This window comes from Mucilaginibacter sp. (assembly GCF_039925265.1).
In the GTDB taxonomy this organism is placed as follows: Bacteria; Bacteroidota; Bacteroidia; order Sphingobacteriales; family Sphingobacteriaceae; genus Mucilaginibacter.
On the sequence record NZ_JBDSZG010000034.1, the window covers coordinates 122,471 to 146,316 of the forward strand.

The 23,846-nt window shown below is 46.2% G+C and carries 25 protein-coding genes; 10 read left to right on the forward strand and 15 right to left on the reverse strand.

Annotated features, from left to right (window positions below; translation table 11 throughout):
- Positions 1–30: 30 nt before the first annotated feature.
- The 12 genes from ABIX36_RS15935 to ABIX36_RS15990 form a co-directional block, all read right to left on the reverse strand.
- Positions 31–2,628, reverse strand: coding sequence for a glucosidase (locus ABIX36_RS15935; RefSeq protein ID WP_348083155.1), 2,598 nt, complete (start codon positions 2,626–2,628; stop codon positions 31–33).
- Between the two features lie 9 nt (positions 2,629–2,637).
- A complete protein-coding gene (locus ABIX36_RS15940) occupies positions 2,638–3,036 on the reverse strand; it encodes a hypothetical protein (RefSeq protein ID WP_348083156.1) in 399 nt (132 codons plus the stop codon).
- A gap of 11 nt (positions 3,037–3,047) precedes the next feature.
- Positions 3,048–4,118 carry a membrane dipeptidase gene (locus ABIX36_RS15945; RefSeq protein ID WP_348083157.1) on the reverse strand — a complete coding sequence of 357 codons (1,071 nt, stop codon included), beginning with the start codon at positions 4,116–4,118 and terminating at the stop codon, positions 3,048–3,050.
- Positions 4,119–4,191: 73 nt separating this feature from the next.
- Positions 4,192–5,313, reverse strand: a complete 1,122-nt coding sequence (locus ABIX36_RS15950) for a D-TA family PLP-dependent enzyme (RefSeq protein ID WP_348083158.1) — start codon at positions 5,311–5,313, stop codon at positions 4,192–4,194.
- A complete protein-coding gene (locus ABIX36_RS15955) occupies positions 5,314–5,781 on the reverse strand; it encodes a RidA family protein (protein WP_348083159.1) in 468 nt (155 codons plus the stop codon). It abuts the gene before it with no gap.
- Positions 5,782–5,944: 163 nt separating this feature from the next.
- Positions 5,945–7,045: a hypothetical protein gene (locus tag ABIX36_RS15960; protein ID WP_348083160.1), complete on the reverse strand. Its 1,101-nt coding sequence runs from the start codon at positions 7,043–7,045 to the stop codon at positions 5,945–5,947.
- A 93-nt stretch (positions 7,046–7,138) separates the two neighbouring features.
- Positions 7,139–7,945: a hypothetical protein gene (locus ABIX36_RS15965; protein WP_348083161.1), complete on the reverse strand. Its 807-nt coding sequence runs from the start codon at positions 7,943–7,945 to the stop codon at positions 7,139–7,141.
- A gap of 30 nt (positions 7,946–7,975) precedes the next feature.
- Entirely contained in the window at positions 7,976–9,520 is a 1,545-nt protein-coding gene (locus ABIX36_RS15970; protein WP_348083162.1) for a phosphatase PAP2 family protein, read from the reverse strand.
- A gap of 15 nt (positions 9,521–9,535) precedes the next feature.
- A complete protein-coding gene (locus ABIX36_RS15975) occupies positions 9,536–10,471 on the reverse strand; it encodes a hypothetical protein (protein ID WP_348083163.1) in 936 nt (311 codons plus the stop codon).
- A 191-nt stretch (positions 10,472–10,662) separates the two neighbouring features.
- Complete coding sequence (locus tag ABIX36_RS15980) at positions 10,663–11,181, reverse strand: hypothetical protein (RefSeq protein ID WP_348083164.1); 519 nt, start codon at positions 11,179–11,181, stop codon at positions 10,663–10,665.
- 292 nt (positions 11,182–11,473) lie between these two features.
- A complete protein-coding gene (locus ABIX36_RS15985) occupies positions 11,474–12,598 on the reverse strand; it encodes a glycoside hydrolase family 130 protein (protein WP_348083165.1) in 1,125 nt (374 codons plus the stop codon).
- A 3-nt stretch (positions 12,599–12,601) separates the two neighbouring features.
- Positions 12,602–13,294 (reverse strand): class I SAM-dependent methyltransferase, encoded by a 693-nt coding sequence (locus ABIX36_RS15990; RefSeq protein WP_348083166.1) that lies wholly within the window; start codon positions 13,292–13,294, stop codon positions 12,602–12,604.
- A 297-nt stretch (positions 13,295–13,591) separates the two neighbouring features.
- Between ABIX36_RS15990 and ABIX36_RS15995 the strand changes: the two genes are divergently transcribed.
- From ABIX36_RS15995 to ABIX36_RS16005, 3 genes are read left to right on the forward strand one after another with little or no spacing between them, the layout of a single operon-like run.
- Positions 13,592–14,815: a glycosyltransferase family 87 protein gene (locus ABIX36_RS15995; RefSeq protein WP_348083167.1), complete on the forward strand. Its 1,224-nt coding sequence runs from the start codon at positions 13,592–13,594 to the stop codon at positions 14,813–14,815.
- On the forward strand, positions 14,812–15,819 hold the full coding sequence (locus ABIX36_RS16000) for a glycosyltransferase family 2 protein (RefSeq protein WP_348083168.1): 1,008 nt from the start codon (positions 14,812–14,814) through the stop codon (positions 15,817–15,819). Before ABIX36_RS15995 ends, ABIX36_RS16000 begins: the two co-directional genes overlap by 4 nt.
- Positions 15,800–16,603: a polysaccharide deacetylase family protein gene (locus tag ABIX36_RS16005; RefSeq protein ID WP_348083169.1), complete on the forward strand. Its 804-nt coding sequence runs from the start codon at positions 15,800–15,802 to the stop codon at positions 16,601–16,603. The genes ABIX36_RS16000 and ABIX36_RS16005 overlap by 20 nt, the downstream gene beginning before the upstream one ends.
- 61 nt (positions 16,604–16,664) lie before the next feature.
- On the opposite strand, the gene ABIX36_RS16010 is transcribed toward ABIX36_RS16005, so the two are convergent.
- Positions 16,665–17,525, reverse strand: coding sequence for an SDR family oxidoreductase (locus ABIX36_RS16010; RefSeq protein ID WP_348083170.1), 861 nt, complete (start codon positions 17,523–17,525; stop codon positions 16,665–16,667).
- A gap of 159 nt (positions 17,526–17,684) precedes the next feature.
- On the opposite strand from ABIX36_RS16010, the gene ABIX36_RS16015 reads away from it, so the two are divergent.
- From ABIX36_RS16015 to ABIX36_RS16035, 5 genes are all read left to right on the forward strand, one after another.
- Positions 17,685–18,515 carry an SGNH/GDSL hydrolase family protein gene (locus tag ABIX36_RS16015; RefSeq protein ID WP_348083171.1) on the forward strand — a complete coding sequence of 277 codons (831 nt, stop codon included), beginning with the start codon at positions 17,685–17,687 and terminating at the stop codon, positions 18,513–18,515.
- Positions 18,516–18,591: 76 nt separating this feature from the next.
- Positions 18,592–19,431 carry an MBL fold metallo-hydrolase gene (locus ABIX36_RS16020; RefSeq protein ID WP_348083172.1) on the forward strand — a complete coding sequence of 280 codons (840 nt, stop codon included), beginning with the start codon at positions 18,592–18,594 and terminating at the stop codon, positions 19,429–19,431.
- Between the two features lie 121 nt (positions 19,432–19,552).
- Positions 19,553–20,413 carry an RNA polymerase sigma factor RpoD/SigA gene (locus ABIX36_RS16025; protein ID WP_348083173.1) on the forward strand — a complete coding sequence of 287 codons (861 nt, stop codon included), beginning with the start codon at positions 19,553–19,555 and terminating at the stop codon, positions 20,411–20,413.
- 128 nt (positions 20,414–20,541) lie between these two features.
- Positions 20,542–20,847 carry a hypothetical protein gene (locus tag ABIX36_RS16030; RefSeq protein ID WP_348083174.1) on the forward strand — a complete coding sequence of 102 codons (306 nt, stop codon included), beginning with the start codon at positions 20,542–20,544 and terminating at the stop codon, positions 20,845–20,847.
- On the forward strand, positions 20,844–21,500 hold the full coding sequence (locus tag ABIX36_RS16035; protein WP_348083175.1) for an ATP-binding cassette domain-containing protein: 657 nt from the start codon (positions 20,844–20,846) through the stop codon (positions 21,498–21,500). Before ABIX36_RS16030 ends, ABIX36_RS16035 begins: the two co-directional genes overlap by 4 nt.
- 8 nt (positions 21,501–21,508) lie before the next feature.
- Here the strand turns inward: ABIX36_RS16035 and ABIX36_RS16040 are convergent, their stop codons facing one another.
- Entirely contained in the window at positions 21,509–22,108 is a 600-nt protein-coding gene (locus ABIX36_RS16040; protein WP_348083176.1) for a zeta toxin family protein, read from the reverse strand.
- Positions 22,108–22,347, reverse strand: a complete 240-nt coding sequence (locus ABIX36_RS16045) for a hypothetical protein (RefSeq protein ID WP_348083177.1) — start codon at positions 22,345–22,347, stop codon at positions 22,108–22,110. Before ABIX36_RS16045 ends, ABIX36_RS16040 begins: the two co-directional genes overlap by 1 nt.
- A gap of 116 nt (positions 22,348–22,463) precedes the next feature.
- On the opposite strand from ABIX36_RS16045, the gene ABIX36_RS16050 reads away from it, so the two are divergent.
- Complete coding sequence (locus ABIX36_RS16050; RefSeq protein WP_348083178.1) at positions 22,464–23,249, forward strand: PhzF family phenazine biosynthesis protein; 786 nt, start codon at positions 22,464–22,466, stop codon at positions 23,247–23,249.
- Position 23,250: 1 nt separating this feature from the next.
- Complete coding sequence (locus ABIX36_RS16055) at positions 23,251–23,817, forward strand: TlpA disulfide reductase family protein (protein WP_348083179.1); 567 nt, start codon at positions 23,251–23,253, stop codon at positions 23,815–23,817.
- Positions 23,818–23,846: the final 29 nt, after the last annotated feature.

A 23,846-nucleotide genomic window follows, 5' to 3' on the forward strand; every position in this document is an offset into this window, starting at 1 on the left:
GTCAATTAAATGAGCCTTAAAACAAGCCCCTCAATGATACAAACAATTCGCAATCAACCCCGTCCACCCGGTTTGGTGGGAGGCGCCTTTGCCGCTGCCGTTATCGCCGTCGAAGTATTCGTAATAAAGGATGTGGTTTCTAAACTCGGGGTCGGTTTGTAGTTTTTCATTATTGCCGAATACGGCACGCCTGCCCTGCTCATCCTTCAAAAAAATGCGCGAGATGCGGCTATAGATTTCGTTGGCCACTTCTTTCAGGGTCATCATATTGCCGCTGCCGGTTGGGCATTCTACCTTGAAATCGTCGCCATAATATTGATGGTAGGTGTTCAAGCTTTCTATGATGAGGTAGTTCATGGGCATCCACACCGGGCCGCGCCAGTTACTGTTGCCGCCAAAAAGACCGCTGTCACTTTCGGCAGGGATGTATTTGATGCTGAAATTATTGCCGTAGATGTTTACACTGTAAGGGTGTTCCAGGTGGTATTTAGAAAGCGAGCGGATGCCATAGTCGCTCAAGAACTCGTTCTCATCCAGCATGTAACGCAACAAGCTTTTCATGCGGTAGCCACGCAGCAAGCTGATAAGGTGGGTACCCCCTGCCCTCACCTCGTTCCAGCGAGAAACCAGTAGGGCCAGGTCCGGCCGGTTGGCGGTAAACCATGCCATCCGGCCTTTAAAAATAGGATTATCAGCAATCGCGGCTTCGTCCAGTACTTCGGCAGCAAACAGCGGGATCAGGCCAACAATGCTGCGCACGCGCATCTTTTCGGCATGGCCATTGGGCAGGCGAAGCTGGTCGTAGAAAAAACCGTCGCCCTCGTCCCAAAGCCCGGTATTGTCCGTGCCAAGGGTGGACATAGCCCCTGCGATATAAATAAAGTGTTCAAAGTATTTCGACGCGATATCCTCGTAAGCCTTGTTGGTAGCCGCAAGCTCCGTTGCTATGCGCAGCAGGTTGAGCGAATACATGGCCATCCAACTGGTGCCGTCCACCTGTTCCAAATGGGTGCCATCGCCAAAACGCATGTTACGATCAAACACACCAATATTATCCAGCCCGAGGAAGCCACCCTCGAAAATGTTATTGCCCACTTCGTCCTTGCGGTTTACCCACCAGGTAAAGTTCAGCATCAGTTTATGGAAGATGCGCTCTAAAAAGTACGTGTCGCCTACGCCGCCGTTATTGGCCTTATCGAGCAGGTAGATCTTCCAGGTGGCCATAGCGTGCACCGGTGGATTGGTATCGCTAAAATCCCACTCGTAGGCGGGGAGCTGGCCGTTGGGATGCATATACCAGTCCTTCACCAGCAGGGTAAGCTGGTTCTTGGCAAACGCCATATCCACACTGGCCAGCGGGATACAATGGAAGGCCAGGTCCCAGGCGGCAAACCAAGGGAACTCCCATTTATCGGGCATCGAGATGATATCGCCGCGGTTATTAAATTGCGGCCACTTGCTGTTACGGCCTGTTAAACGCCGCTCCGGTGGCAGCGGTTGGGCCGGGTCGCCATTGAGCCACTGATGAATATCGTAATAATAAAATTGCTTGTTCCAAAGCATCCCGGCGAAAGCCTGGCGTTGGATCGTGGCTTTATCGCCACTTCCTGTAGGCTGCAGCTCGTTATAGAAGGTATCCGCCTCTGCTTTGCGCATGGCAAACAATTCATCAAAGCCGGCAAAGTCGCTTTCCTTATTGGGCGATAAGCTTAGGCGAATGGTATAACTCCCTTTAGCAGGGATAGTAATATCGTAGTTAACCGCAGCCTTTGTGCCGATTTTACCGGGATCTACCGTTTCTGCCCCGTGGATGACGTAGTCATTAATGCCATCCTTGTAAAAGCGCTTACCATCATCAAAATTATTGAACCGTTTAGTATTGGTTTCGTTATTGCAGAACAGCAATTCGGGCGAACCATCGGCGGTCAAAAAAAGTGCCCCCAATTCCTGGTGACTGATGTTCATCTGGTTAGCCGTATTGGCCGACAATGAAGGCACATCGTGCCCATACCCTAACGACCAGGTATTACGGAACCACAGCGTTGGCAGTACATTTAAGCTTGCCTCCGTATTGCTGCGGTTATGAATAGTGATCCTGATGCCGATATCCTCCTGATCCTGCTTGGCGTATTCTACAAAAACGTCGAAATATTCGTCGTTGTTAAAAATTCCGGTATCTATCAGTTCAAATTCAGGGTCGTTACGGCCCCGGCGCTTGTTCTCTTCCAGTAAAGTTTGGTAAGGAAATTCCTGCTGCGGGTATTTGTACAGCATTTTCATGTACGAGTGCGTGGGCGTATTATCCAGGTAATAATAAAGCTCCTTTACATCTTCGCCGTGGTTGCCTTCGCTGTTACTGAGGCCAAAATAGCGCTCTTTCAGGATAGGATCCTTCTTATTCCAAAGGGCTATCGCAAAACAAAGTAACTGTTCCTTATCGCTGATGCCGGCAATGCCTTCTTCGCCCCAGCGATAGGCCTTGCTGCGGGCCATATCATGCGTGATGGACGACCATGCATCACCGTTAGCGCTATAATCCTCGCGTACGGTTCCCCATTGGCGGTCGCTTACGTAGGGTCCCCACTTTTTCCAACCTGTTGCTTTTAATCTGCCCTGCTCTTCGTTCATACTATAAAATTATTTGCCCCAGGAATGGTAGAACGTTAGTTTGGTGTGGTCGGTACTCACCAGCAGATAACCGTAGGCTACCTGGTCTTTACCATTCACCACCTTCGTCCACTCGGAATCGAAAATATACATTTTACCGGGATACTTTACCCAGCTTTCGCCTGCGGTTATTGTTTTCGAACTGATCAACGTCCATTCGTTATCCGCCGCGAATTTGAGGATGTCGCTGTCTTTATACTTAGCTGCGTTTTCCCAATAAATGGTACGATGCCCGCCGCCAAGCCCCTGCTGACTGGTTTTGTTAATAATATGCCTGCTATCAAAATTCTTCCAAAAACCCGCGGGTGGCAATTTACTGCAACCGGCAAGCATTATAGTTAATAAGATGAGCAGGTATCTACGCTTCACGTTAGATTTATTTAGGCCCAGGCTGTTCTTAAAAACCTTAACCAGTTGCCATGCATCATGTTATCAATATCAGCATCGGTATAGCCGCGTTTCTTTAATATCGCGGGTACTTTTTGCAGATCGGCTATGGTTTCCAGGTCGTAGGGGCATTGCTCCTTGCCAAAAGCACCATCCAGGTCGGTGCCCATGCCTACGTGCAGGGCGTTGCCTGCCAACTGGCAAATATGATCAATATGGTCTGCCATCACTTCCATGTTGCAATTCATCCCCTTTGGGGTTGACTGGCCCCTCACCCATCCGGGCACCATCATCCAGGCATCCAGGGCGGCGCCTATTACCGCCTCCCTGCCTATCAGTGCTTTGATCATTTCATCACTGTACTGGCGGTTATGGTTCACCAGCGCGCGGCAGTTATTGTGGCTTGCCCAAACATGCCCGTTAAAGTTATCCAGTGCCTGCCAAAAAGCATCGTCGCAAAGGTGGGTGGCGTCCAGTATCACATTCAGGCGCTCCATTTCTTTCAGCAACTCCAATCCGTTTGCACCCATTTTGCCGGTTGCATCGGTTCCATTGGCATACCTGCCAGGGCCGTAATGCGCCGGACCTACAGCGCGGAGGCCATTTTTATAAGCGCGTTCTAAATAGCTTACATCTACAAAAGAATCGGCACCCTCTAAACTGAGGATATAGCCTACCTGTTTTTTAGGGTTGTCTTCTTCATCTGCCCAAAGTTGCAGGTGCCTTTCGAGTGAAACAAGATTGTGTATTTGCACCATCTCACCAGCATCTTCCATGGCATTGTACCAGGCTAATTGCCCCTGGGTTTGCGCCCAGGCTTGCTGCGGCGAGTGCCAACCCGGTAGATTATTATCGGGGGCCACGTAACGCCCTATTTGCGTAGCCACCACCAATCCTATATTTCCTTTACGCAGTTCGGGCAGGGAAACCACGCCGAGGCTCCTATCCGGTTTATCGGTTAACCCGGCCTCGCGCGCATTGATAGCTGCAATGGGCTGCGTTAAGTCGCGGTTCCATTCCAGCGCGTTCATGCTGAGGTCGAGATGGGCGTCTATAATAAACATATCTTATTTAGATTTCACAGATAACTTTTGGGATTTCACAGATTATATTTTGATTACACAGATAGAATGATTTTTAAATCGTTATTTTTCTATCCCTCGCCACATTTAACCACTCACCCGTAATGCTTTGATCTTCAATAGTTATAGCGCGTTCGTATAAAGCTATTGTTGGGCAAATATGATTAGGTAAACCATACAAAATATCGCCTACTTTAAAATGATGGTTGGGGCCTGCATCAGCCACCAGGTGTTCTTCGCTTTGGCTTTTAAACACCAGTTGGGGCGCGTTGAGGAAGTAGATCCGCTTGCTCAGTTCATTCTCTGCCGAAACTGATTTATGCCCCACATCAATGCAAACCTTCGTTTCATCGGGCAGGGAAACAACGCGGGCAATAATCAAGGCGGCCGTTTGGAAAGGCTGTTCTTCAAAAGCCAGTTCATACCCCCTGTCCCAATAGGCAAAGGTGCCGGGGCTGCATTCTATTGTTTCTCTTTGGGCGATGATTGGAAAAGTTGGCGAACCACCTGCTATTACAACCGGCGCGGGATAGCCCTCGTCATAGATAGCCATTGCAAGCGCAAGTACCGGTTCTACCGATTCATCGGAACGTTGCTGCCTTGCACTGTAATCGGCATCGTGGATGTGCCCGTCATAGGCGTGGAGGCCTTTTATGGTAATGCCTTCTATTTCTGCGCAGGCCTGGTACAATTCCAAAGCATCCGCCGGACTGATGCCTGTACGGTTCATGCCGATATTCAGATCGATAAAAACGGGAACTATCAAGTCGTCGTTTAAAGCAGCTTCGGCAATGGCATTTGCAGTACCAATATTATCAACCAGGCAAGAAAAAGCCGTGTCGGGGTAAGTTTTAATCAGCCGGATAAACCTTGCCAGCTTTGGTCCGTTGGGCTGGTAAGCCAGCAACACATCCGGAGCGTTACAAGTGCCCAGCATTTCGGCCTCGGCAATGGTGGCACATTTAAATTTACCAATGCCGGCATGCAGCATCAGTTTGGTAACATCCGGGCTTTTATGCGTTTTTACATGCGGGCGAAGGCGGCTGACGTCATCAACCATGGTTTTCACCAGGCTAATGTTGTATTTCACCCGCTCGGGATAAACCACCAATGCAGGTGTATCCAGTTTATCAACCTCGTTTATGGTGTACCACATAGCTGTCGTCCACGCGTTCATTTATAGGTCCAGTTCAAATAAAGCCTCTATCTCCACGGGGATATTATCGGGCAGTGAGCCCATGCCAACCGCACTGCGTACACCTATGCCATTATCCTCGCCCCAAACAGCAGCAAACAACTCGCTCGCGCCGTTTATAATAAAGGGATGCTTTTCAAAATCAGAAGTACAGTTAACCATACCCAGCACTTTTATTACACGCTTAATTTTATTTAAGCTGCCTACGTGGGCTTTTATGGTTGCCAGGATAGCTAAACCAACCTGCCTTGCAGCAAGCTTACCTTCTTCGGCCGTAAGGTCCTGGCCTATGCGACCGATGATAAGGCTCCCATCGCTTTTAACTGTTCCATGGCCGGAAACGTACAGGTACTTTCCATCAATTAAACAAGGTTTGTACACTCCAAGCGGTTTTGGCGCGGGAGGTAAAATAAGCCTTAAGGCTGTAAAATTTTGTTCGGCAAGTTTCATGTGGTAAAACTATTAAAGAGTTGGCACAATTTTCATCAATAATACGCAATAAGACATTTAATGGACACGAATTTCACAAATCGATATTTGGTGCCTGTTAAACAGAAAAAGCCGGGGTAAAACACCCCGGCTTTTAACCAATTAATTAAACACTTATTAGAAATTACAATTTAAACGATACGCCAAGGTTTACCGCGTAGTCTGCAAACGCCGCGTCGCCATGGCTATTTACGCCTGTTAACTGTGTAGAAATTTTATCGGGTACGCTTTGGGTACGGTTACGTACAATAGCTACCGGTACAAAAGTGTAAATAGAGAATTTGCTGATACGGTAAGTTACACCCGGCTCTATAGAGGTGATATAACCCGGCCTGCGGAAACCATTGCTGCCGCCTACAAGATCTTTAACCGGCAGGCATTCGTAACGGATACCGGCAGAGAAGTTGAATTTACCTGCACCATAGTTTGCACCGGCCCTAACCATCAATTGATCTGGTACGCTCATAATATCGCTGCCATTGGCAACGGCTTTGGCACTTGCTGTACCACCGCGTGCAGACGATACGCCGTTTAGCTCGCGCGGGCTGATGAGGTAGTAAAAGCTACCGTACAAGCCAAATTTATGCGAGAAGTTGTAATAGGTGTTGATATCGGTTGTAATGCCGGTACCACCATCGCCTAACTGGATAGACTGATCTACCGGGCCAAGCGTTTTAGCACCGCCTGTACCAGTGTTGTAAAAATAATCCTGGTAGGTGTACGAGCCTGTAGGCAGCTTTAAGCCTAACCCTACCTGTATGTTCCCTTTTTTAGCTTTAGCAGGGTTCAATAACCATGCATAAGCTTTTAGGGTGATATCGCCCACACCGAATGAATGAGTAAGGCGACGCTCTTTTCCACCATGCTCGTATAACGATGAGCGGCTGTTATCCAACACAGGGATATCTAACGAGAACGACCAGCGGTTGTTAAAGATGCGGGTAAGTGTAAGGTCCTGCGCGTAAGAGTGATTTATTACGTTAGTACCCAACGCTATACGCTGTTTTTGTTCCTCGGAACCTACAAAATGCTTGTATGACCGGTAGTAACGGCTGTTACTGTTAAACAACCATACACCACCCGAAGTTGTGCTGTCGGGATGCTCGTCCATATTACAAAGGCCACCTGTACTGCGGATAGCTACGCAACCTTGCGCTTTTACTTCGGTTTTCGTCAGGAATAAGAAGACGGCGATAATTGCCGTAAATTTTAATACAATTCTCATGATAATATGGGGCTTAAAAAATTTGTAAATGTTAGCATACTGCCGGCCAACAAAGGCCGGCAGTAACCCCGGTAGTTTACGGGGAATTTATACTTAGTTAGTAGATTTTTGTTTATTAATTTTTTGCAGAGAGGGTATGCTAAAACCGGATGGTATTCCTTTAAGCGCGAACCATAATGCCAGTATTGCCCCGTAGCTACCGCCGCGTTCTATCCATTCAAAAACTTCGTAATGCGGATAAAACAATTCGGTGGAGATCTTCCAGATGAACAATACAAGCAATATATTTCTAACGGGTTTGATGAGTACGATAAGCGCAGCCGTTATCTCAAAAACGCCAACCATTACGGCAACCTTACCCGGGTGCGAAAACCCAAGCGAAGCGTACTGGTTTAACAGCCCTTTCTTTTCGATAACATTTAACCAGCCATGCCCCATCAGCAGTAAAAAAACCACCACCTTTAAACAATGGCTTACAGTTTCCATTGTTTTTGGGCTTACTTGCGCCGATGAGTCAATCGGCGCAAATAATTGTTTCCAGTTTTTTATACCGCCGGATAGGATGAGCAACGCCAATGGCGCGCCAAAATTACCCGCCCGCTCTATCACTTCTGCAAAAGGCTCGCCCGACATTGGCCGTAAAAACGCCGTGAACGCACCCCACACCACAAGCCATAACGCTATGGCGCGCACCGGGTAAGCCAGCATAATTACACCCATTAAAATATCGAAAGCGCCAACCCATGGCATCAGCGAATAAGCGCTTGCTTTACCAATACCAAACACCGCAAAATAATTGCACCAGATCTCTTTGGTAATTACACCAAAAACGCCGTGGCCAATAAAACACATCGCTACGGCAATGCGTAAAATATAATGCAGTTTTTGTTCAGTTCTCATCAGCAATAATTCTTTCTCTCTCTGCTGTTTTTAGTTCGATCCGTCTGCCTTGCCTTTTGCTACAGCATACGCTCCCACTTTAACACCTGTTGCCAGGCCAACAGTGCAATCGTTGCGGTAGTGGATACCCCCATAAAGGCGCGACATACCCGCCTCGTTTGCCATTGTCATAAACTCTGTGGCACGTTCAGGCACCAAATATCCCAGCACGGTAGCTGCAGCACCGCTAAACGTAGCGTGGCCGGAGATGTAAGACGGGAAGTTTGGTATACCTGTCAGCGTTTTTATGCCGGCCACCATTTGTGTTGGGCGCGGGTTAAAGTAAAAATACTTGGTGTCCCAGCATACAATTGCAGCGTCCATTTCGGCCATGTTCAATAGCGCAAGGTTGCGCGCCCAGCGTACTTCGCTGTAGTTATGTTTTACAAATTCTTCGGCGGCAATGGCGTTCCAGTGGCCTGGCGGCGTTGTAGTACCCACACCATCAGCCCAAAAGGCAACAATGCGTTCGTGCTCGCGGCTGTGGTCGTTACTCATGGCCATTACTTCCTGCATATCCTTTTCATACTCAGCGGTACCCTCTTTATAAGGCGCTGCAGGGCGAATTGCTGCTACAGTAGCTGCCGGTAACAATAGCGGGGTAACTTTAGTGAACAAGGGCAGCATTGGCGGGCGGTGCGGCAATTCAAGGCTTATCCATGGGGTGTTGCCTGCGGCTTTCGCGTCGGTTTCAAATTTAGTCCAGTCGGTTTGGGTACCAATAGCGGCACCGGCTTTATCTGAACGGGCGCGCGCTAAAAACACGGCTGCAACCTGTTTACCTAAGTTTTCCCCTGCATCCCAGTCAGACCGGGTGTTGGCACCAGCCATTAAACGGAACAGTTTTTCTTCGGCAACTTTCTTTTGAATGTAATCCAAATCGCCGGGGAACAACAGCACCATCATTTGCGCGGTAACACCGGCAACAACAGCGTCTTCGCTTGGGTAAGCCGGCAGATCGGATTTTGGAACCAATGCCTGCACATTTACATCGTTTTTGTACGGTGCCGCACGATTGAATGATTTTTTAAACTTCCAGGCCTGTACCAACGCATCGTATTGCGCAGCGCTTACATAAGCATAAGCACGGGCCGCGTATGGCGGGTTTGAGAATGGGAACAGCGGGTAAGCCAATGGATTTGCAGCACTTGGGAAAGGGTAGCTCCCATCGTCGTTTTGGTATGGTGGCAGGTTGTGTTTGGCAACCAGTTCGCGCAAGATCTCGTTCCAGCGCAATACCGAGCCTGCACTCCAGTATTTGATAATGTCTTTTTGTTCGCTGGTGAGGTTTTTTTGATAGCTTTTTATTTCGTTCAGATCGGCCAGGTAATTTGGCGTGGTGATGGCCTCCGGCGTAGCTACTGTAAAAGTTGATGCACCTGTTAAAATAGGCACCCAGGTATCCGCATTCAGGTCAATATTGGCTGGTGCCAACGCTGGGAACTCCTGGTTACGCTCGGTAATATCTTTTTTGCACGATGCCACAAAAAGAGCCGCCGATAATAATGCTGATATATATAGTATTCTTGTTTTCATGATTTTCTCCCCTTTTTATTTCTTTTCTTTTTTTACCGAAAAAACATAATCTATACCACCCATTATTTGAAAGTTTTGGCCTACGTTGCGGCCTGCTACTACATAATTGCTGCCTGCGGTAAACTCAAGCCCTCTTATAGTTTGTGGCATATATTTTACTAAACCACCTATTGCGGTGGCATTCATACGGTTGCTTGGGAAAGGCATGTTATTGCGGGTGATATCAAAACCGCCCAGTGTAGTATATTTTGTTGCAATAGCTTCTACATTTAATAAGAGGCTGCGGAAACCTGCGCTAACTAAAAAATTTGTGGCATTTGGCAATGCTACCTGGTTGGTATAATGCATTTCGGTGGTATAATAAGCATCGCGGTCAATAGTCATGTTGTCCCTGCGGATGTATTGCCCCGCGCCGGCAACAAAAAATCTGCCTATCTGGTAGTTCACTAAACCTCGTACGGCAATGCTTTTACTGCGGCTACCCAGTGCAAAAGGCAAATAATCTCCCTGATAATTACCTACGGGGATAGAGCCCGAAGCAATGGCATGGAAGCTAAGCAGGCCTCGGCCAATTTGCTCGCGCACAGCCATCCACTTAAAAGCCAGGTTAATATCCTGAAAACCGCGCTGGCCGCGTAATGTACCGGCACTTGCCTTAGTTGTAATGTACGGCGTAAAGGCAGATATATTGATGCGGTTGCTAAGCCCGTAAACAACCCCAACGTTGTAAATATTGCTGCTTATATCGCCAAGGTTTAAATTTTCGCGTTTTAGGGTGCCTTCCCAGTAGTGGTCCCAATTATTGTGGGCGTACATGCCGGCAACGCATAAATAGTTTTTCGGGATCATGATAGCATCGCTTTCTGTTTGCGCACAAACCGTTTGCGTCAGGGTAACAAAAGCAACAATACCAACACAATACCTGTAAGTATATTGTAAAAGATATTTCATAAAAAGGAATTAGGATAAAATTATTAAGTTAATATGTCAGCGTAACTGGCTTATACATAAGCGCGGGTATTTACATATATCCTTTACATTTTTTACCGGGTACCAACACGGCGAAATGCAAGATGAATAACTATCCCTCAATGATGAGGCACAGTAAAAAATGTAAGGGATACAAAATCAAATATATTTTGTTATGAGCTGAAGTTGGGCGGTTTGCCCGGAGATTCGATGTAAGGATTGGTTAACTTTGCAGATATAGGGTTCTCATGTCCTTTCAAAGTTTGGGAGAAGGTAACAAAGCTGTAATGAACAATGGGGTTATTATATTCGATACCACCGGCGGCTTTCTTCACCTGTGCTTCCGAACCTTTTTTGCTCAGCGGTACATCGCTTACATCTTTGGCTACAATAAGGTTGGCACTCACCAACCGGGTTTTTACGCTGTTGGCAATACAAACCAGGTACATGGTGTCCTTGGTCATTTTTACGCCAACGTAATTGTAATAATTATCTTTTAACTGAATTTGCCCCTGTACGTGTTCGTAGTCGGGCCAGTCCTGCATTTGTGGGTTATGCATTGGCAGTTTTATCTGGATAAGCTGTGTAGCATCTACTTTATTTTCGTAGATCTGCTTTACCATCTGCACTTCAGACTGATGGATGAAATATTGGAAGAATATATTATACCCTCCTGTATAAAACAGATGCACGCTCAATAAGAATATCGCAAAAAACCTTTTCACTAAATCTGGTGCCAATTAGGGGTATAATTCGTTGGTAAATATATATGAATTAATTTCATTTGCAAACAAATTGAAATGTTTATTGTATCCCCGCAAAATTGTTACAGTGGAGGATGTACAGATATGCAGATTTCAAATGTGCACAATTGCAACTCAAATTGCACAAAATTCACGAATATGATGGCATTACCTGCGGCCGGACAACCTAAAGTCATTTCAAAATCCGAAATCTAACATTCGAAATCCCAAATCATTTCCTCTATTTCCCCGGTGTGTAAATAGCCACCCCTACCCGCGAATCGGCACAGCCGTAATATAAAAACCATTTGCTTTTAAAATAAACCAGCCCTTCCATAAATACGGTACCGGCCGGGTATTGCCCGCTTTTTTCAAAGGGTTCCTGCGGAACAAAGAAGGGCGTATCTAAGCGGTTGATGGCTTTTGTAGGGTCTGTTGTAGAGAACATTACCTGCCCGCCGCAGTAAGAATTGGCAGTATAGTTTTTATCGCCGTAAGTTGGGTTGTTTTTGCCGTTGTATAACAGCACAATACCTTTTGGTGTGATGATAGCCGGCGGCCCGCATTCGGTGAGGTCGCTGTCGAAATAATTACGGCGTGGCGATATCAGGGCATTCAGCGTGCTGTCTTTATTAATTAAGGGTTTCCAGTTCACCAGGTCGGTTGAGGTGGCGGCGTAAACGCCGGATTCGCCCCAGTACATCCAGTATTTGCCGTTTATCTTGGCAATCAACTGCTTGCCGTTCACCAGTTTTGTAATAATGGAGGCCGATTTGCTGGCTATTTTATGGAACTTACCGTTATAGGCTTTTTGAAAGATCGGGCCATGTTTTACCCAGGTTTTCAGGTCCTTAGAGGTAGCAACGCCGAGGCGTGGCAGATCGTGATTCCACTGGGTGTAGAAAACCACATAGGTGCCGCTGGCCGTCATGGCAACGCGTGGGTCTTCGCAGCCGCCGGTCCACTCAAATGCTTTCTGGCTATCATTGGATGGATAGAGTACGGGTACAGGCGAGCGTTTCACCGTGGTTCCATTGCTGCTTTCCGCAAGCCCGATGCGCGAGGTCCTTCCTCCTATCCCGGTGCCCGATTTATCTTCGGCGCGGTACAAAACATAGATTTTGCCATTTTTAATGGTGGCCGCAGGGTTAAAGGTGTCGTTACTTTCCCAGTCCACACTGCGCTTGTACATGGGGTCGTTAAAACGCGTTGTGGTATCGGGACTGATGAGTGGGTTCACGCCTGCCGGCCTTACAAACGGGCCAAAAGCCCATGATGGAAGTTTAGTTTGGGCCTGTAAGGTGCCTGCGACTAATAAAAGCAGGCACAGGGTTTGTATGGTTTTGTAAAAGGTTTTCATCATCATTGGTTAATCAATAGGCATCAGCCTCGCCAAATACCCATCCATATCATCTTCATCCAGTATCTCTATCGCCCAACCCTCTTCGGCAGCTACCTGTATCAGGGTATCCGCATCAATATACAGCCACTGGAACCACTCGTTTTTTTGCCCTTTGTAGGCATACTGGTACCATAGCTCGCCGTAATAGTTACCGGCAGGCGGGTTGCCTTCGTACAAGTAAGCAATATCAGATGAATCGAATAATAATTGGCCGCCCGGTTTAAGGAGCTTTTTGGTATGCTGTAAAAATACACGTAATTGTTGAATATTGCCACAAAGCCCTATCCCATTCATCAACAATAAAAGGGTATCAAATTTTTCGCCGCCGTAATTAAATATGTCGTGCTCAATAGCTTGTTTCACACCGCGTTCCTGCATAATAGCCACAGCCTTGCCCGATATGTCCATCGCTGTAACCTCAATGCCCCGTTGTTGCAATACCAACGCGTGGCTGCCCGCCCCTGCGCCAATATCCAACACCCGGCCCTTGCATTGGTCCAAGGCCAGCAATTCCAGATCGGGCATCTCGTCTTCCCCACGGAAATAAATGTCCAGCGGCATTTCCTCTTTGGGGCCGTATTTATTATTGATGAAAAGCTTGGCGGACTTCGCTGTTTTGAAGTGGTCCCACAAAGCCTGCCCGAAAATATCCTTCGCCAAATTATTTAAGTTTTATCGGTCAAAGAAAAGCATTGCGCGCTAAAGTTGGAAACGGCGCATGTAAATACCCCAAAAAGCACTTGTTTAAACATTGTTTGGCCACTATTTACAAGCCAAATTTAACGGTAATTTAGTACGTTTTAACTCCACCGAAAATGAGTTGATTTTTTGTAACATTTTTAATACAATTTCAAAAAATCAGCTATCTTTATCCCACTAATTAATAAAACTATTGTTCAAACCACTGTTTCATTAGCCCGGCTTTCACCGTACTGATGAGCAGTAACAAAATACTCAATGACCAACATAGGGCAACCGAACCTGTTTTATAAACTTCTCGCTAACAAGTATATTATCCTCTCTGCTTGGGTATTGATAGCCGTATTTTATACTTTTAAAAATCTTGGTTATGGCTCAATTAACAATTACCTCATATTTAAGTACACCTATTTCAATGCCTCCATGGGGCAAAATTTATACGCCAACTACCCGCAATATTATTTCGACAGCAACCATTACGGCCCTATATTTTGCGTCATCATAGCGCCCTTCGCGGTTTTAAAGGGGCAATTGGGTATCTATCTCTGGCAGGTTTGCAATGCTATTTTCCTTTTCATTGCCATCAGGCAATTGCCTTTGAGTAATCTTCAAAAAAACATTATCTGCATCATCTGTACGCAGGAACTTATATTCTCGCTAAAAGAGTATCAAACCAACGGCGCCATTGCGGGCTTATTGATCCTTACCTGGGTGTTGGTTGATAAAAAGAAGGACTTTTGGGCGGCGCTGTTTATTATGCTGGGGTTGTTTATTAAGCTTTACGGCGTTATCGGCATCGTGTTCTTCCTGCTATCCAAACAAAAAAAGCAATTTATTTTAGGCCTGGCAGTTTGGGCCGCCGTGTTTTTCGTATTGCCGATGCTCTTTTTTTCACCGCAGTTTATCGCCTGCTCCTACCTGGATTGGTACCATTCGCTGGTAAGTAAGAACGCCGAAAACCTGGTAATGACTAATAACAACCAGGATATTTCTGTAATGGGGATGCTGCGCCGTATTACCGCCCTACCTATAAGTATTCTGCCAGTGCTGTTAACCGGGCTGGCGCTGTTTGGCGTATCTAACCTTAAAAATTATATGGCCGAAGGCATGCGCCCCAGGCTGTTAATGCTGGCCTCGTGCCTGTTATTTGTGGTGTTATTCAGCACCGGGTCTGAACAATGCACTTATATCATTGCTTTTACGGGGATAGCAATTTGGTTTATTTCGGCCCCGAAGCCTTTCAGCAAAGTGCAAATAACCCTTTTCGTGTTCGCGCTTTATTTTGGCAGCCTTTTCCGTACCGATATTTTCCCGGCGTATATTAAAACCAATTTGATACTGCCTTACGGCCTTAAAGCATTGCCTTGCCTTATGGTTTGGCTTGCTGTAATAAAAGAAATGCTGGCCAAAAAACCATCGCCGCAGTTAATACTCATTACTACAACCCCGGATTTAATAGCCCCTACCCACCAAACTATATGAGATACCCCAACACCGTAACAAACAGCATAAACGGGCCTCAAAAAAAGGTGTCGGTTGTTGTGCCTGCGTTTAACGAAGAACAAAATTTACCCATCCTGATACAGGGCCTGCGCAAGGTTTTTGCCGCCCAGCCTTACGATTATGAATTTATTTTTGTAGATGACGGCAGTAAAGATGAGACCGCCAACTTGCTCAAAACGCTCAACAGCCAGGACAGCCGCATCCATTATATAAAACTGAGCCGCAATTTTGGCCACCAAAACGCTTTAAAAGCCGGGTTGGATTATGCCGACGGGCACTGCGTTATTTGCATGGATGGCGACTTGCAGCACCCACCGGAGCTGATCCCCGCTTTTTTAGCCAAATGGGAAGAAGGCTATGATATTGTTTACAGCAGGCGTAAATCTGCTGCGGAAACCTCCTTATTTAAGCGCACCACATCCAATATGTTTTACGCGCTGGCCAACCGCATGTCGGAAATTAATATGGAGCCGGGCACCGCCGATTTCAGGCTGATAGACCGTAAGGTTGCCGATGCCCTGCTGCAGTTTAAAGAGATAGACCCGTTTTTGCGTGGCATTATCAAATGGCTGGGCTTCTCGCAATATGGCATCAACTATGTGGCCGATCCGCGCCACTCGGGCGAGAGTAAGTACTCGTTCATCAAAATGGTACGCTTTGCCTTCCAGGGGATCACCTCCTTCAGTATTCGTCCGCTTTATTTTGCAGTTTACCTGGGGTTTGGTTTTTCTACCTTAACGGCTATATGCCTGCCGTATGTGCTGTACTGTTATTATACGGGCCATGCCATTGTTGGCTATGCTTCGGCGGGTTGGGCATCAATCCTGATGTCGGTATTCTTTTTGGGCGGCCTGCAGCTCATTATTATGGGTATTATTGGTATTTACGTGGGCAAAATATTCCTGCAAACCAAGCTGAGGCCAAATTATGTGATAGAAAGCAGCAGCATTAACCAGCACCGGCATGATCTTGTTGAGTTTTGATATTGAAGAATTTGATATGCCGTTTGAATACGGCAAAATCATTTCATTTGACGAGCAGATAGCCATCTCAACCGCTGGTACCGGAATCATACTGGCCCTGCTGCAAAAACAGCAGGTGAAAGCCACTTTTTTTTGCACCGCTACCTTTGCGCTTGCCAAACCGGAGCTGATTAAACGGATAATAACCGAGGGGCACGAGGTGGCTTCGCACGGGTACTACCATTCGGCATTTGAACCGGCACATCTGCTCAGCTCAAAATTGGTATTGGAAGGCATTACCGGTCAACCGGTAACGGGCTACCGCATGGCCCGTATGATGCCGGTTGACGAGGCCGAGATCCACAAAGCCGGCTACCTCTACAACAGTTCCGTAAACCCAACCTGGCTGCCGGGGCGGTATAATAACCTCAAAGTTTCGCGCACCATGTTTTGGCAAAGCGGGGTGCTGCAGTTGCCTGCATCGGTAAGTCCGAAACTAAGACTGCCCCTATTTTGGCTGGCGCTACATAACTTCCCCATGTGGTTTTATAAATACCTGTGCCATAAAACTTACAAAACCGACGGCTACCTTAACCTGTATTACCACCCCTGGGAGTTTACAGATCTTACCGATAAAGAACGGTTTGGTTTCCCGGGCTATGTGGGTAAGAATAGCGGGGGGGCTATGTTGGAGCGGATGGAAGAACTGATCGTAAGCTGTAAACAAAAGGGGTTGCCGTTTGGGACGATAAGCAAGTTTTTGGAAGCAAGCGGGGTGACTGTGGAAGCCACTTCTATTAATTAGTTGACTTCAGATACTATCATTCCCGTTGTCTAAGTTAGCTTCACAATCATCAGGTACATCCCTACCCATTCACCACTTCTCCCCCATTTATGTGTATCACCTGGCCTGTTATAAATGAGGAATCATCTGATGCCAGGAAAACATACGCCGGCCCCAGTTCTGATGGCTGCCCGGCGCGTTTCATAGCGGTCTCGCTGCCAAAATCTTTTATCTTCTCTTCGTCGAAGGTAGATACGATAAGCGGCGTCCACACCGGGCCGGGGGCCACAGCATTCACCCGGATCCCCTTTTTCACGAGGTTGGTAGCCAGCGAGCGGGTGAAGGTGGTTATAGCGCCCTTGGTGGATGAGTAGTCGATCAAATTTGGCGATGAGCGGTATGCCGTTACCGATGTAGTATTGATAATGGTATCACCTTCCTGCAAATGCTCCATAGCAGCGCTCGCAAAATGGAAGTACGCGAAAATGTTCGTCTTAAAGGTATCCTCCAGTTGTTCCTCGGTAATATCGGTAAACTCCTTTTGGGGCACCTGCATACCGGCGTTGTTCACCAGGATGTTCAGCTTGCCAAATTCAGCCACGGTTTGTTCTACGGCTATACGGCAAAAAACTCGCTCCTTTACATCGCCTGGTATTAATAGGCACTTCTGTCCAGCCGCTTCTACCAGTGCTTTGGTTTCTTTGGCGTCTTCGTGTTCATCCAGGTAAACAATGGTAACATTAGCGCCTTCGCGGGCATAATGTACTGCTACAGCCCGGCCAATGCCGCTATCGCCACCGGTGATAATGGCCACTTTACCTTCCAGTTTACCTGCCGCTTTATAATTTGGTTTAATATATTCCGGCCGCGGGTCCATCTCTGCTTCTATCCCGGGTTGATGATTTTGTTTTTCGGCTACTTCAATGCCTTCTTTGTTTTCCATCTGCACTTGCAATTAGTTTGATACGCAACAAACCAGCTTAAACTATAGTTTTAAGAAATTTATATAAATCAGCAATTACAATTCAAAACATTCCGTACGGCCGAAATTTAACAAAGCACCCCAAGCGATTTGATAATTCCATTTTAATAGCCAAATTAGATGATGAAAAAACTATTGCTGGTTTTGGTTGTGTTGGTAGCTGTAATTTGTTTTGCTACACGCAGAGAACTGAAGTGGGCGGCCATCGGCGACTCTATTACCTACTCCAACGGAAAACCTGAGGTTACCCAAAACCGCATCTCTAAAGGCTTTATGGATGATGTAACGGCAACGTTGCCTTATATCCATTTTACCAATCATGGTTACCCGGGGTGGACGGCAAAAAGCATGGCCGATAATATAGAGAAGATAGGCCTCGAAAAAGCAGATATCTATTCGGTTTTTCTGGGCACTAACGATTGGTGGGTGGGGCTGCCTATCGGCACCCTGAAGGATTACCATGAAAATACCGGCAACGAGACGGCTTATGGCTCGTACCGCACTATTATAAACAAGATCCGTTCCCTTAATCCGGATGCTAAAATCATTTTAATGACCCCGCTGCAGCGTACAGCTTATGTGGACCTGAACAACCCCAAGGTATTTATCCAGGGTCAATATACCCCCAAAGACGGCGTTTTTCTGTCGCAATACGCAGACGCCGTTAAAGCGATTGCAAAAGCCGAACATTTTGAGCTTGCCGACCTGTATTATAAAAGCGGCATCACCGTAGAAAACGCGGTAAACTTCCGCCGCCTTCGCAATCCTAAAACCGGCGGGTATAAAAACTACACCTATCCAGAATACACTACCATTCCCTACAACCCTGCAACCGATGATTACCCTTACCCCGAAGAAGCTATGAATATGACCTACGATGGCCTGCATCCTTCAGACAAAGGGCACGCTTTGATCGCCAAAATGCTGGTTGAGATTATGAAGAAATATTAGATGCCCGACAAGTGTATTCGTGCCGCTTCATTTTTATTCGTACAATTCGCCTTAATTCGTGAAATTCGTGTCACTTATGAAACTGCACACTATAGATACCGGCTTTTTTAAATTGGATGGTGGCGCCATGTTTGGCGTGGTGCCAAAATCCATCTGGCAAAAAACCAACCCTGCCGACGACAACAACCTGTGTACCTGGGCTATGCGCTGCCTGCTGGTAGAGGATGGCGACAGGCTAATCCTGATAGATACCGGCATCGGCAATAAACAAAGCGAAAAGTTCTTTAGCCACTACTACCTGCACGGCAACGCAACTATGGATAGCTCACTTGCCGCCAAGGGTTTCCATCGGGATGATATTACCGATGTGTTCCTCACCCACCTCCATTTCGACCATGTGGGCGGCGCGGTTTTACATGATGGCGAGCTGCTGAAACCAGCTTTTAAAAATGCTATTTATTGGAGTAACCCACAGCATTGGGACTGGGCCATAAACCCTAACGACAGGGAGCGGGCCTCCTTCCTGAAAGAGAATATTTTACCGATACAGGAGAGCGGACAATTACAGTTTATTGATGCCTTGGATGGTGCAAGTTTTACCGGTGATATCAGTATCCGCCTGGCCTACGGGCATACCGATGCCATGATGCTGCCACTAATCAATTATAAAGGAAAGCAAATATTATATATGGCAGACCTGCTGCCTTCTGTAGGCCACCTGCCCCTGCCGTATGTGATGGCCTATGATATGTTCCCGCTGAAAACGCTTGATGAACGAAAAATTTACTGGAACGAAGCGGTGGAAAAGGAATACATATTGTATTTAGAACACGACCCAATAAACGAGTGCTGCACTCTGCAGCAAACCGAAAAAGGCATTAAGGTTAAAGAAATATTTAGCCTTGATAAACTTTAAAATTGCTTTTAATATATCAATAAATATTGCATTTTAGCAACGGCGTTTTTTAACTTTAAGAAACAAAAATATAACTTTGCACGTTCAATTCTAAAAACAGAATCGAGGTTTAACTAAATAGATGAGACAACTCAAAATAACGCAATCCATTACCAATCGTGAGTCGCAATCCCTCGACAAATACCTGCACGAAATTGGTAAAGTTGATTTGATCACTGCCGAAGAAGAAGTAATCTTAGCTCAAAAAATACGCGAGGGAGACCAGGCCGCGTTAGAACGGTTAACCAAAACAAACCTTCGCTTTGTAGTGTCCGTTGCTAAACAATATCAAAACCAGGGCCTTACCCTTGGCGATCTTATAAACGAAGGCAATTTGGGCCTCATCAAAGCTGCCAAGCGTTTCGATGAAACAAAGGGATTTAAATTCATTTCGTACGCTGTTTGGTGGATTCGCCAGTCTATTTTACAGGCCATTGCCGAGCAAAGTCGTATTGTGCGCTTACCGCTTAACCAGGTAGGTTCTTTAAGTAAAATAAGCAAGGCATTCAGCAAGCTGGAGCAGGAATTTGAACGCGAGCCATCTCCAGAAGAACTGGCCGATATACTGGAAACAACCGTTGATAAAATATCTGATACGCTGAGTAACAGCGGCCGCCACGTAAGTATGGATGCCCCCTTCGTACAAGGCGAAGAGAACACCTTGCTGGATGTACTGGAAAACAAGGAACCAGATACCGATTCGATACTGATAAACGAATCGTTATCCGAAGAAATAAAACGCTCTTTATCAACCCTTACCGAACGCGAGCGTGAGATCATCGTATTGTTTTTCGGTTTAGGCAGCAACCACCCGCTATCGCTCGAAGAGATTGGCGAAAAGTTCAATTTAACACGCGAACGCGTACGTCAAATAAAAGACAAGGCCCTGCAACGCTTACGCCATACCTCAAGGAGCAAGATCCTGAAATCATACCTTGGGTAACAGCCCAAACCGATATTAAAAACCTTCGCCAAAACAGCGGAGGTTTTTTTATGCCCGATTGCTTCTTCTACGCAATATCAATTTACAGATAGCGTTTAGCGATTGTCTGCCTTGGCACAATCAATTCAATGTCTGATATCCGAAAGCTCGTTTGGTACTTTTACAAACCTATATTTCTTTGGAACCTCGCGTTTAGTTTTACCTGTTTATGGCTTGTTGGTACATACGGCGCAAAAATAGCGGGCTTAGTTTTATTTTTCAAGCTGATAGGCTACGCCTCCACCACTTTCCTGCAAAGCTACACTGCTAAAAATGTGTACATGTATTACCGCAATGCCGGTTACAGTATCCGGCGGATGTATGCCTACACTTATGGAATCGACCTGGCTGTCTATTTCGCTATGCTCACCATCTTACTTTTAATAAAACGATGAAAACATTAAAGGTAGATAGCGTACAACTCGAGTTTGACGGGCGCAAGATCTTACAGAGTGTTTACCTCAACTGCAAGCAGGGCGAGGTAATAGGTTTACTGGGGCGAAATGGTTGCGGGAAATCATCGTTGCTGAAGATAATTTTCGGCACGCTGGAAGCGGGGTACCGGTATGTGAGTATAGATGAGCAATACATCCAAAAGGGTTACCACAACAACCGTATAGCCTACTTGCCGCAGCACAACTACCTGCCAGCGGGAATTGAAATAGAAAAACTCGCGAAGCAAATAGTGGACCCGCAATCATGGGTTGAGTTTACCGCATTGCCCATCTTCCGGCGTAATGCCGGTAAAAAGATCCACGAACTCTCGGGCGGGGAACTGCGGCAGCTGGAAACGATGATAATCATCCATAGTCGTGCCGATTTTATTTTGCTGGATGAGCCCTTTACCCACATATCCCCCATCCAGGCAGAGGAATTTAAGCCGGTGATCCGCGCCTGCGCCAAACGCAAAGGCATCATCGTAACCGACCACCAATACTACAATATTTTAGAAGTAAGCGATAAGGTAATTTTATTGGCCAATGGCGTAACAAAACACATCAGCGATAACAGTGAGTTGGTTACTTACGGTTATTTGAGCGGGAAGTAAAGAAGGTCTTATTTTGTAAAATCCTGATTAGCTGTTATTATGTTATAAGCATCTTCATTTAATCTCTCTTTACGATAACTGTATTCAGCAAATTTTTGAGGATAGCTTAATTCTGAAGCTGTATACGACAACAACCCGCCTTTATTAAAGCTCATTATTAATTTATTTTGGCCGCTCAGGCCGGTATATATAAAATCCGACCGATCGAAATAGAAGAAGTACTGAGCAAGGTTTTTAAAGCTTTCGTTAAAATTTATCCGGACATTTCCTTTCGATATGACTAATCCGTTTTGTTTGACAATTCTTGAAGCAACCCGACTAAAAGATTGATCAGGGTTATCTAAAAATAATGCAATTAAAGAAGTTCTATACCCGGCGTCTCTTGCCGCATCTACTATTAAGCTAAAAGACGCATCGTTAAATACAGTCTCCACTAATACGCTTTTACCACCTGAGATAGCCTGATAAGCCATCTCTTTCGTTCTGCTTTTATATACATCCGTCATCAACACTACAAAATCCTCTAACTCATTCAGCCGTGTGCGGATAAATGTGGATTTACCAGCCGCGTTACATCCTGATATGAAGATAAGCTCTGGCTTTACCATCAATCTAACTTTCTTATTATGGTATCGTTAATTTCAACTGGGATGTCACGTTCATCAGTTACAACTTCAATGGTCACCAGGAATTTCTCGCCGTTAGGCATTTCTTTGCGCCAGTAGCCTTCATCCTCTTCAAACTGCGCATAAAACGGGTTGCCCAGTTCAAACGCACGTTGTCTGCCAAGTTCGTGCATGTTGTTCATGTTTTTTAAAAGCCGGTCTACTATTGATCTATTTTCCATGGCAGCTGTTTTTCGATATACAAAAATGCTAAAAACATTTGTACATAAATAATTCCCAATTAAATGCCCAGGATTACAACAGATAGCTTAATTTGCTTTCTTTAAATCTTACTACCATGACTATCCCAATTTACCAGGCTGATGCCTTTACCGATGAGTTATTCGGTGGCAACCCGGCTGCTGTTTGTCCGCTTACCGAGTGGCTGCCCGATGCTGTGATGCAAAAAATAGCTTTGGAGAACAACCTGGCCGAAACCGCCTTTTTTGTAAAGAACGACACCGGCTACCTGCTGCGTTGGTTTACCCCCGAACTGGAGATAGACCTTTGCGGCCACGCCACCCTTGCTTCGGCACATATTATTTTCACCGAGTTGGGATATGAGGGCGACACTATTTATTTCGATACCGTAAAAGCCGGCACCCTCGTAGTAAAACGCGATGGTGAAAAATATTCCATGGACTTCCCCTCTCGCCCACCATTTGCGGCAGATGCGCCGGAAGGTTTGGTGGCGGCTTTGGGCGGCAAGAAGCCGCTGAAAGTATTCCGCTCGCGCGATTATATGCTGGTTTATGAAACCGAAGAAGATATTTTAGGCATGGTGCCGGATCATTCCGCTTTGGCCAAAATAGATACCCTTGGCGTTATTGTAACCGCGCCGGGCAAGGGTGTTGACTTTGTATCGCGTTTCTTTGCTCCTGCCGCAGGCGTACCCGAAGACCCGGTTACCGGTTCGGCGCATTGTAATTTAATACCTTACTGGGCCGGGCGCTTAGGCAAAAACATTTTGCATGCCTACCAGGTTAGCGCCCGTAAAGGCGAGCTTTGGTGCGAGTTGAAAGGCGACCGGGTTTTAATGGCTGGCAAGGCTGTTACTTATTTAAAGGGAGAGATTTATGTGTAATATGATGAAAAAATGGCAGCTGATATTTTTGTTATCGATGATGAGCCCAGCCGTACTTTGTGCGCAGGCTTCTTCCAAAATTTCCGATAAATCAACCGGTTTAAAAAACACAGACAAAATAGTAGAGCTAAAGGTAGGCGACAAGATTTACGATTTCGAAGCTTACGATGCCACTGATAAACTCCACAAGCTTTCAAGCTACACCGGTAAGTTTATCCTGCTCGATTTTTCATCGGTACACTGCGGCCCCTGTGTGACGTCGGCAGATGAGTTGCGGATGCTGACCAAAAAATATAAAAATAAATTAAACGTGATAACCTTTTCTGCTGATAAAAAAGCGGAATGGCTAAAGGGTATCAAAGATGAAAAAGTAACCTGGGTAAGCCTCAACGATGGTACTGGCCTCCGTGGCAAAACCATGTTAAAGTACCGTGCACCGGGCTTTCCGGGCTTCTACATCATTTCGCCGCAGGGTGTAATTGTAGAAACCTGGACTGGTTACGAAAAACTGAAAAAGGGTACAGGTGACCTTGAAAAGCATTTGATCAAATACCTGAAAAAGGCTTAAGCATTTACCCGTTTTCGCTTCGCTCCCTT

Bases quoted from the DNA above. Each gene is read 5' to 3' on its own strand.
- ABIX36_RS15935 (WP_348083155.1), bottom strand. From the start codon at position 2,628: ATGAACGAAGAGCAGGGCAGATTAAAAGCAACAGGTTGGAAAAAGTGG.
- ABIX36_RS15945 (WP_348083157.1), bottom strand. From the start codon at position 4,118: ATGTTTATTATAGACGCCCATCTCGACCTCAGCATGAACGCGCTGGAA.
- ABIX36_RS15950 (WP_348083158.1), bottom strand. From the start codon at position 5,313: ATGAACGCGTGGACGACAGCTATGTGGTACACCATAAACGAGGTTGAT.
- ABIX36_RS15955 (WP_348083159.1), bottom strand. From the start codon at position 5,781: ATGAAACTTGCCGAACAAAATTTTACAGCCTTAAGGCTTATTTTACCT.
- ABIX36_RS15960 (WP_348083160.1), bottom strand. From the start codon at position 7,045: ATGAGAATTGTATTAAAATTTACGGCAATTATCGCCGTCTTCTTATTC.
- ABIX36_RS15965 (WP_348083161.1), bottom strand. From the start codon at position 7,945: ATGAGAACTGAACAAAAACTGCATTATATTTTACGCATTGCCGTAGCG.
- ABIX36_RS15970 (WP_348083162.1), bottom strand. From the start codon at position 9,520: ATGAAAACAAGAATACTATATATATCAGCATTATTATCGGCGGCTCTT.
- ABIX36_RS15975 (WP_348083163.1), bottom strand. From the start codon at position 10,471: ATGAAATATCTTTTACAATATACTTACAGGTATTGTGTTGGTATTGTT.
- ABIX36_RS15985 (WP_348083165.1), bottom strand. From the start codon at position 12,598: ATGATGATGAAAACCTTTTACAAAACCATACAAACCCTGTGCCTGCTT.
- ABIX36_RS15995 (WP_348083167.1), top strand. From the start codon at position 13,592: ATGACCAACATAGGGCAACCGAACCTGTTTTATAAACTTCTCGCTAAC.
- ABIX36_RS16000 (WP_348083168.1), top strand. From the start codon at position 14,812: ATGAGATACCCCAACACCGTAACAAACAGCATAAACGGGCCTCAAAAA.
- ABIX36_RS16005 (WP_348083169.1), top strand. From the start codon at position 15,800: ATGATCTTGTTGAGTTTTGATATTGAAGAATTTGATATGCCGTTTGAA.
- ABIX36_RS16010 (WP_348083170.1), bottom strand. From the start codon at position 17,525: ATGGAAAACAAAGAAGGCATTGAAGTAGCCGAAAAACAAAATCATCAA.
- ABIX36_RS16015 (WP_348083171.1), top strand. From the start codon at position 17,685: ATGATGAAAAAACTATTGCTGGTTTTGGTTGTGTTGGTAGCTGTAATT.
- ABIX36_RS16020 (WP_348083172.1), top strand. From the start codon at position 18,592: ATGAAACTGCACACTATAGATACCGGCTTTTTTAAATTGGATGGTGGC.
- ABIX36_RS16025 (WP_348083173.1), top strand. From the start codon at position 19,553: ATGAGACAACTCAAAATAACGCAATCCATTACCAATCGTGAGTCGCAA.
- ABIX36_RS16030 (WP_348083174.1), top strand. From the start codon at position 20,542: ATGTCTGATATCCGAAAGCTCGTTTGGTACTTTTACAAACCTATATTT.
- ABIX36_RS16035 (WP_348083175.1), top strand. From the start codon at position 20,844: ATGAAAACATTAAAGGTAGATAGCGTACAACTCGAGTTTGACGGGCGC.
- ABIX36_RS16040 (WP_348083176.1), bottom strand. From the start codon at position 22,108: ATGGTAAAGCCAGAGCTTATCTTCATATCAGGATGTAACGCGGCTGGT.
- ABIX36_RS16045 (WP_348083177.1), bottom strand. From the start codon at position 22,347: ATGGAAAATAGATCAATAGTAGACCGGCTTTTAAAAAACATGAACAAC.
- ABIX36_RS16050 (WP_348083178.1), top strand. From the start codon at position 22,464: ATGACTATCCCAATTTACCAGGCTGATGCCTTTACCGATGAGTTATTC.
- ABIX36_RS16055 (WP_348083179.1), top strand. From the start codon at position 23,251: ATGATGAAAAAATGGCAGCTGATATTTTTGTTATCGATGATGAGCCCA.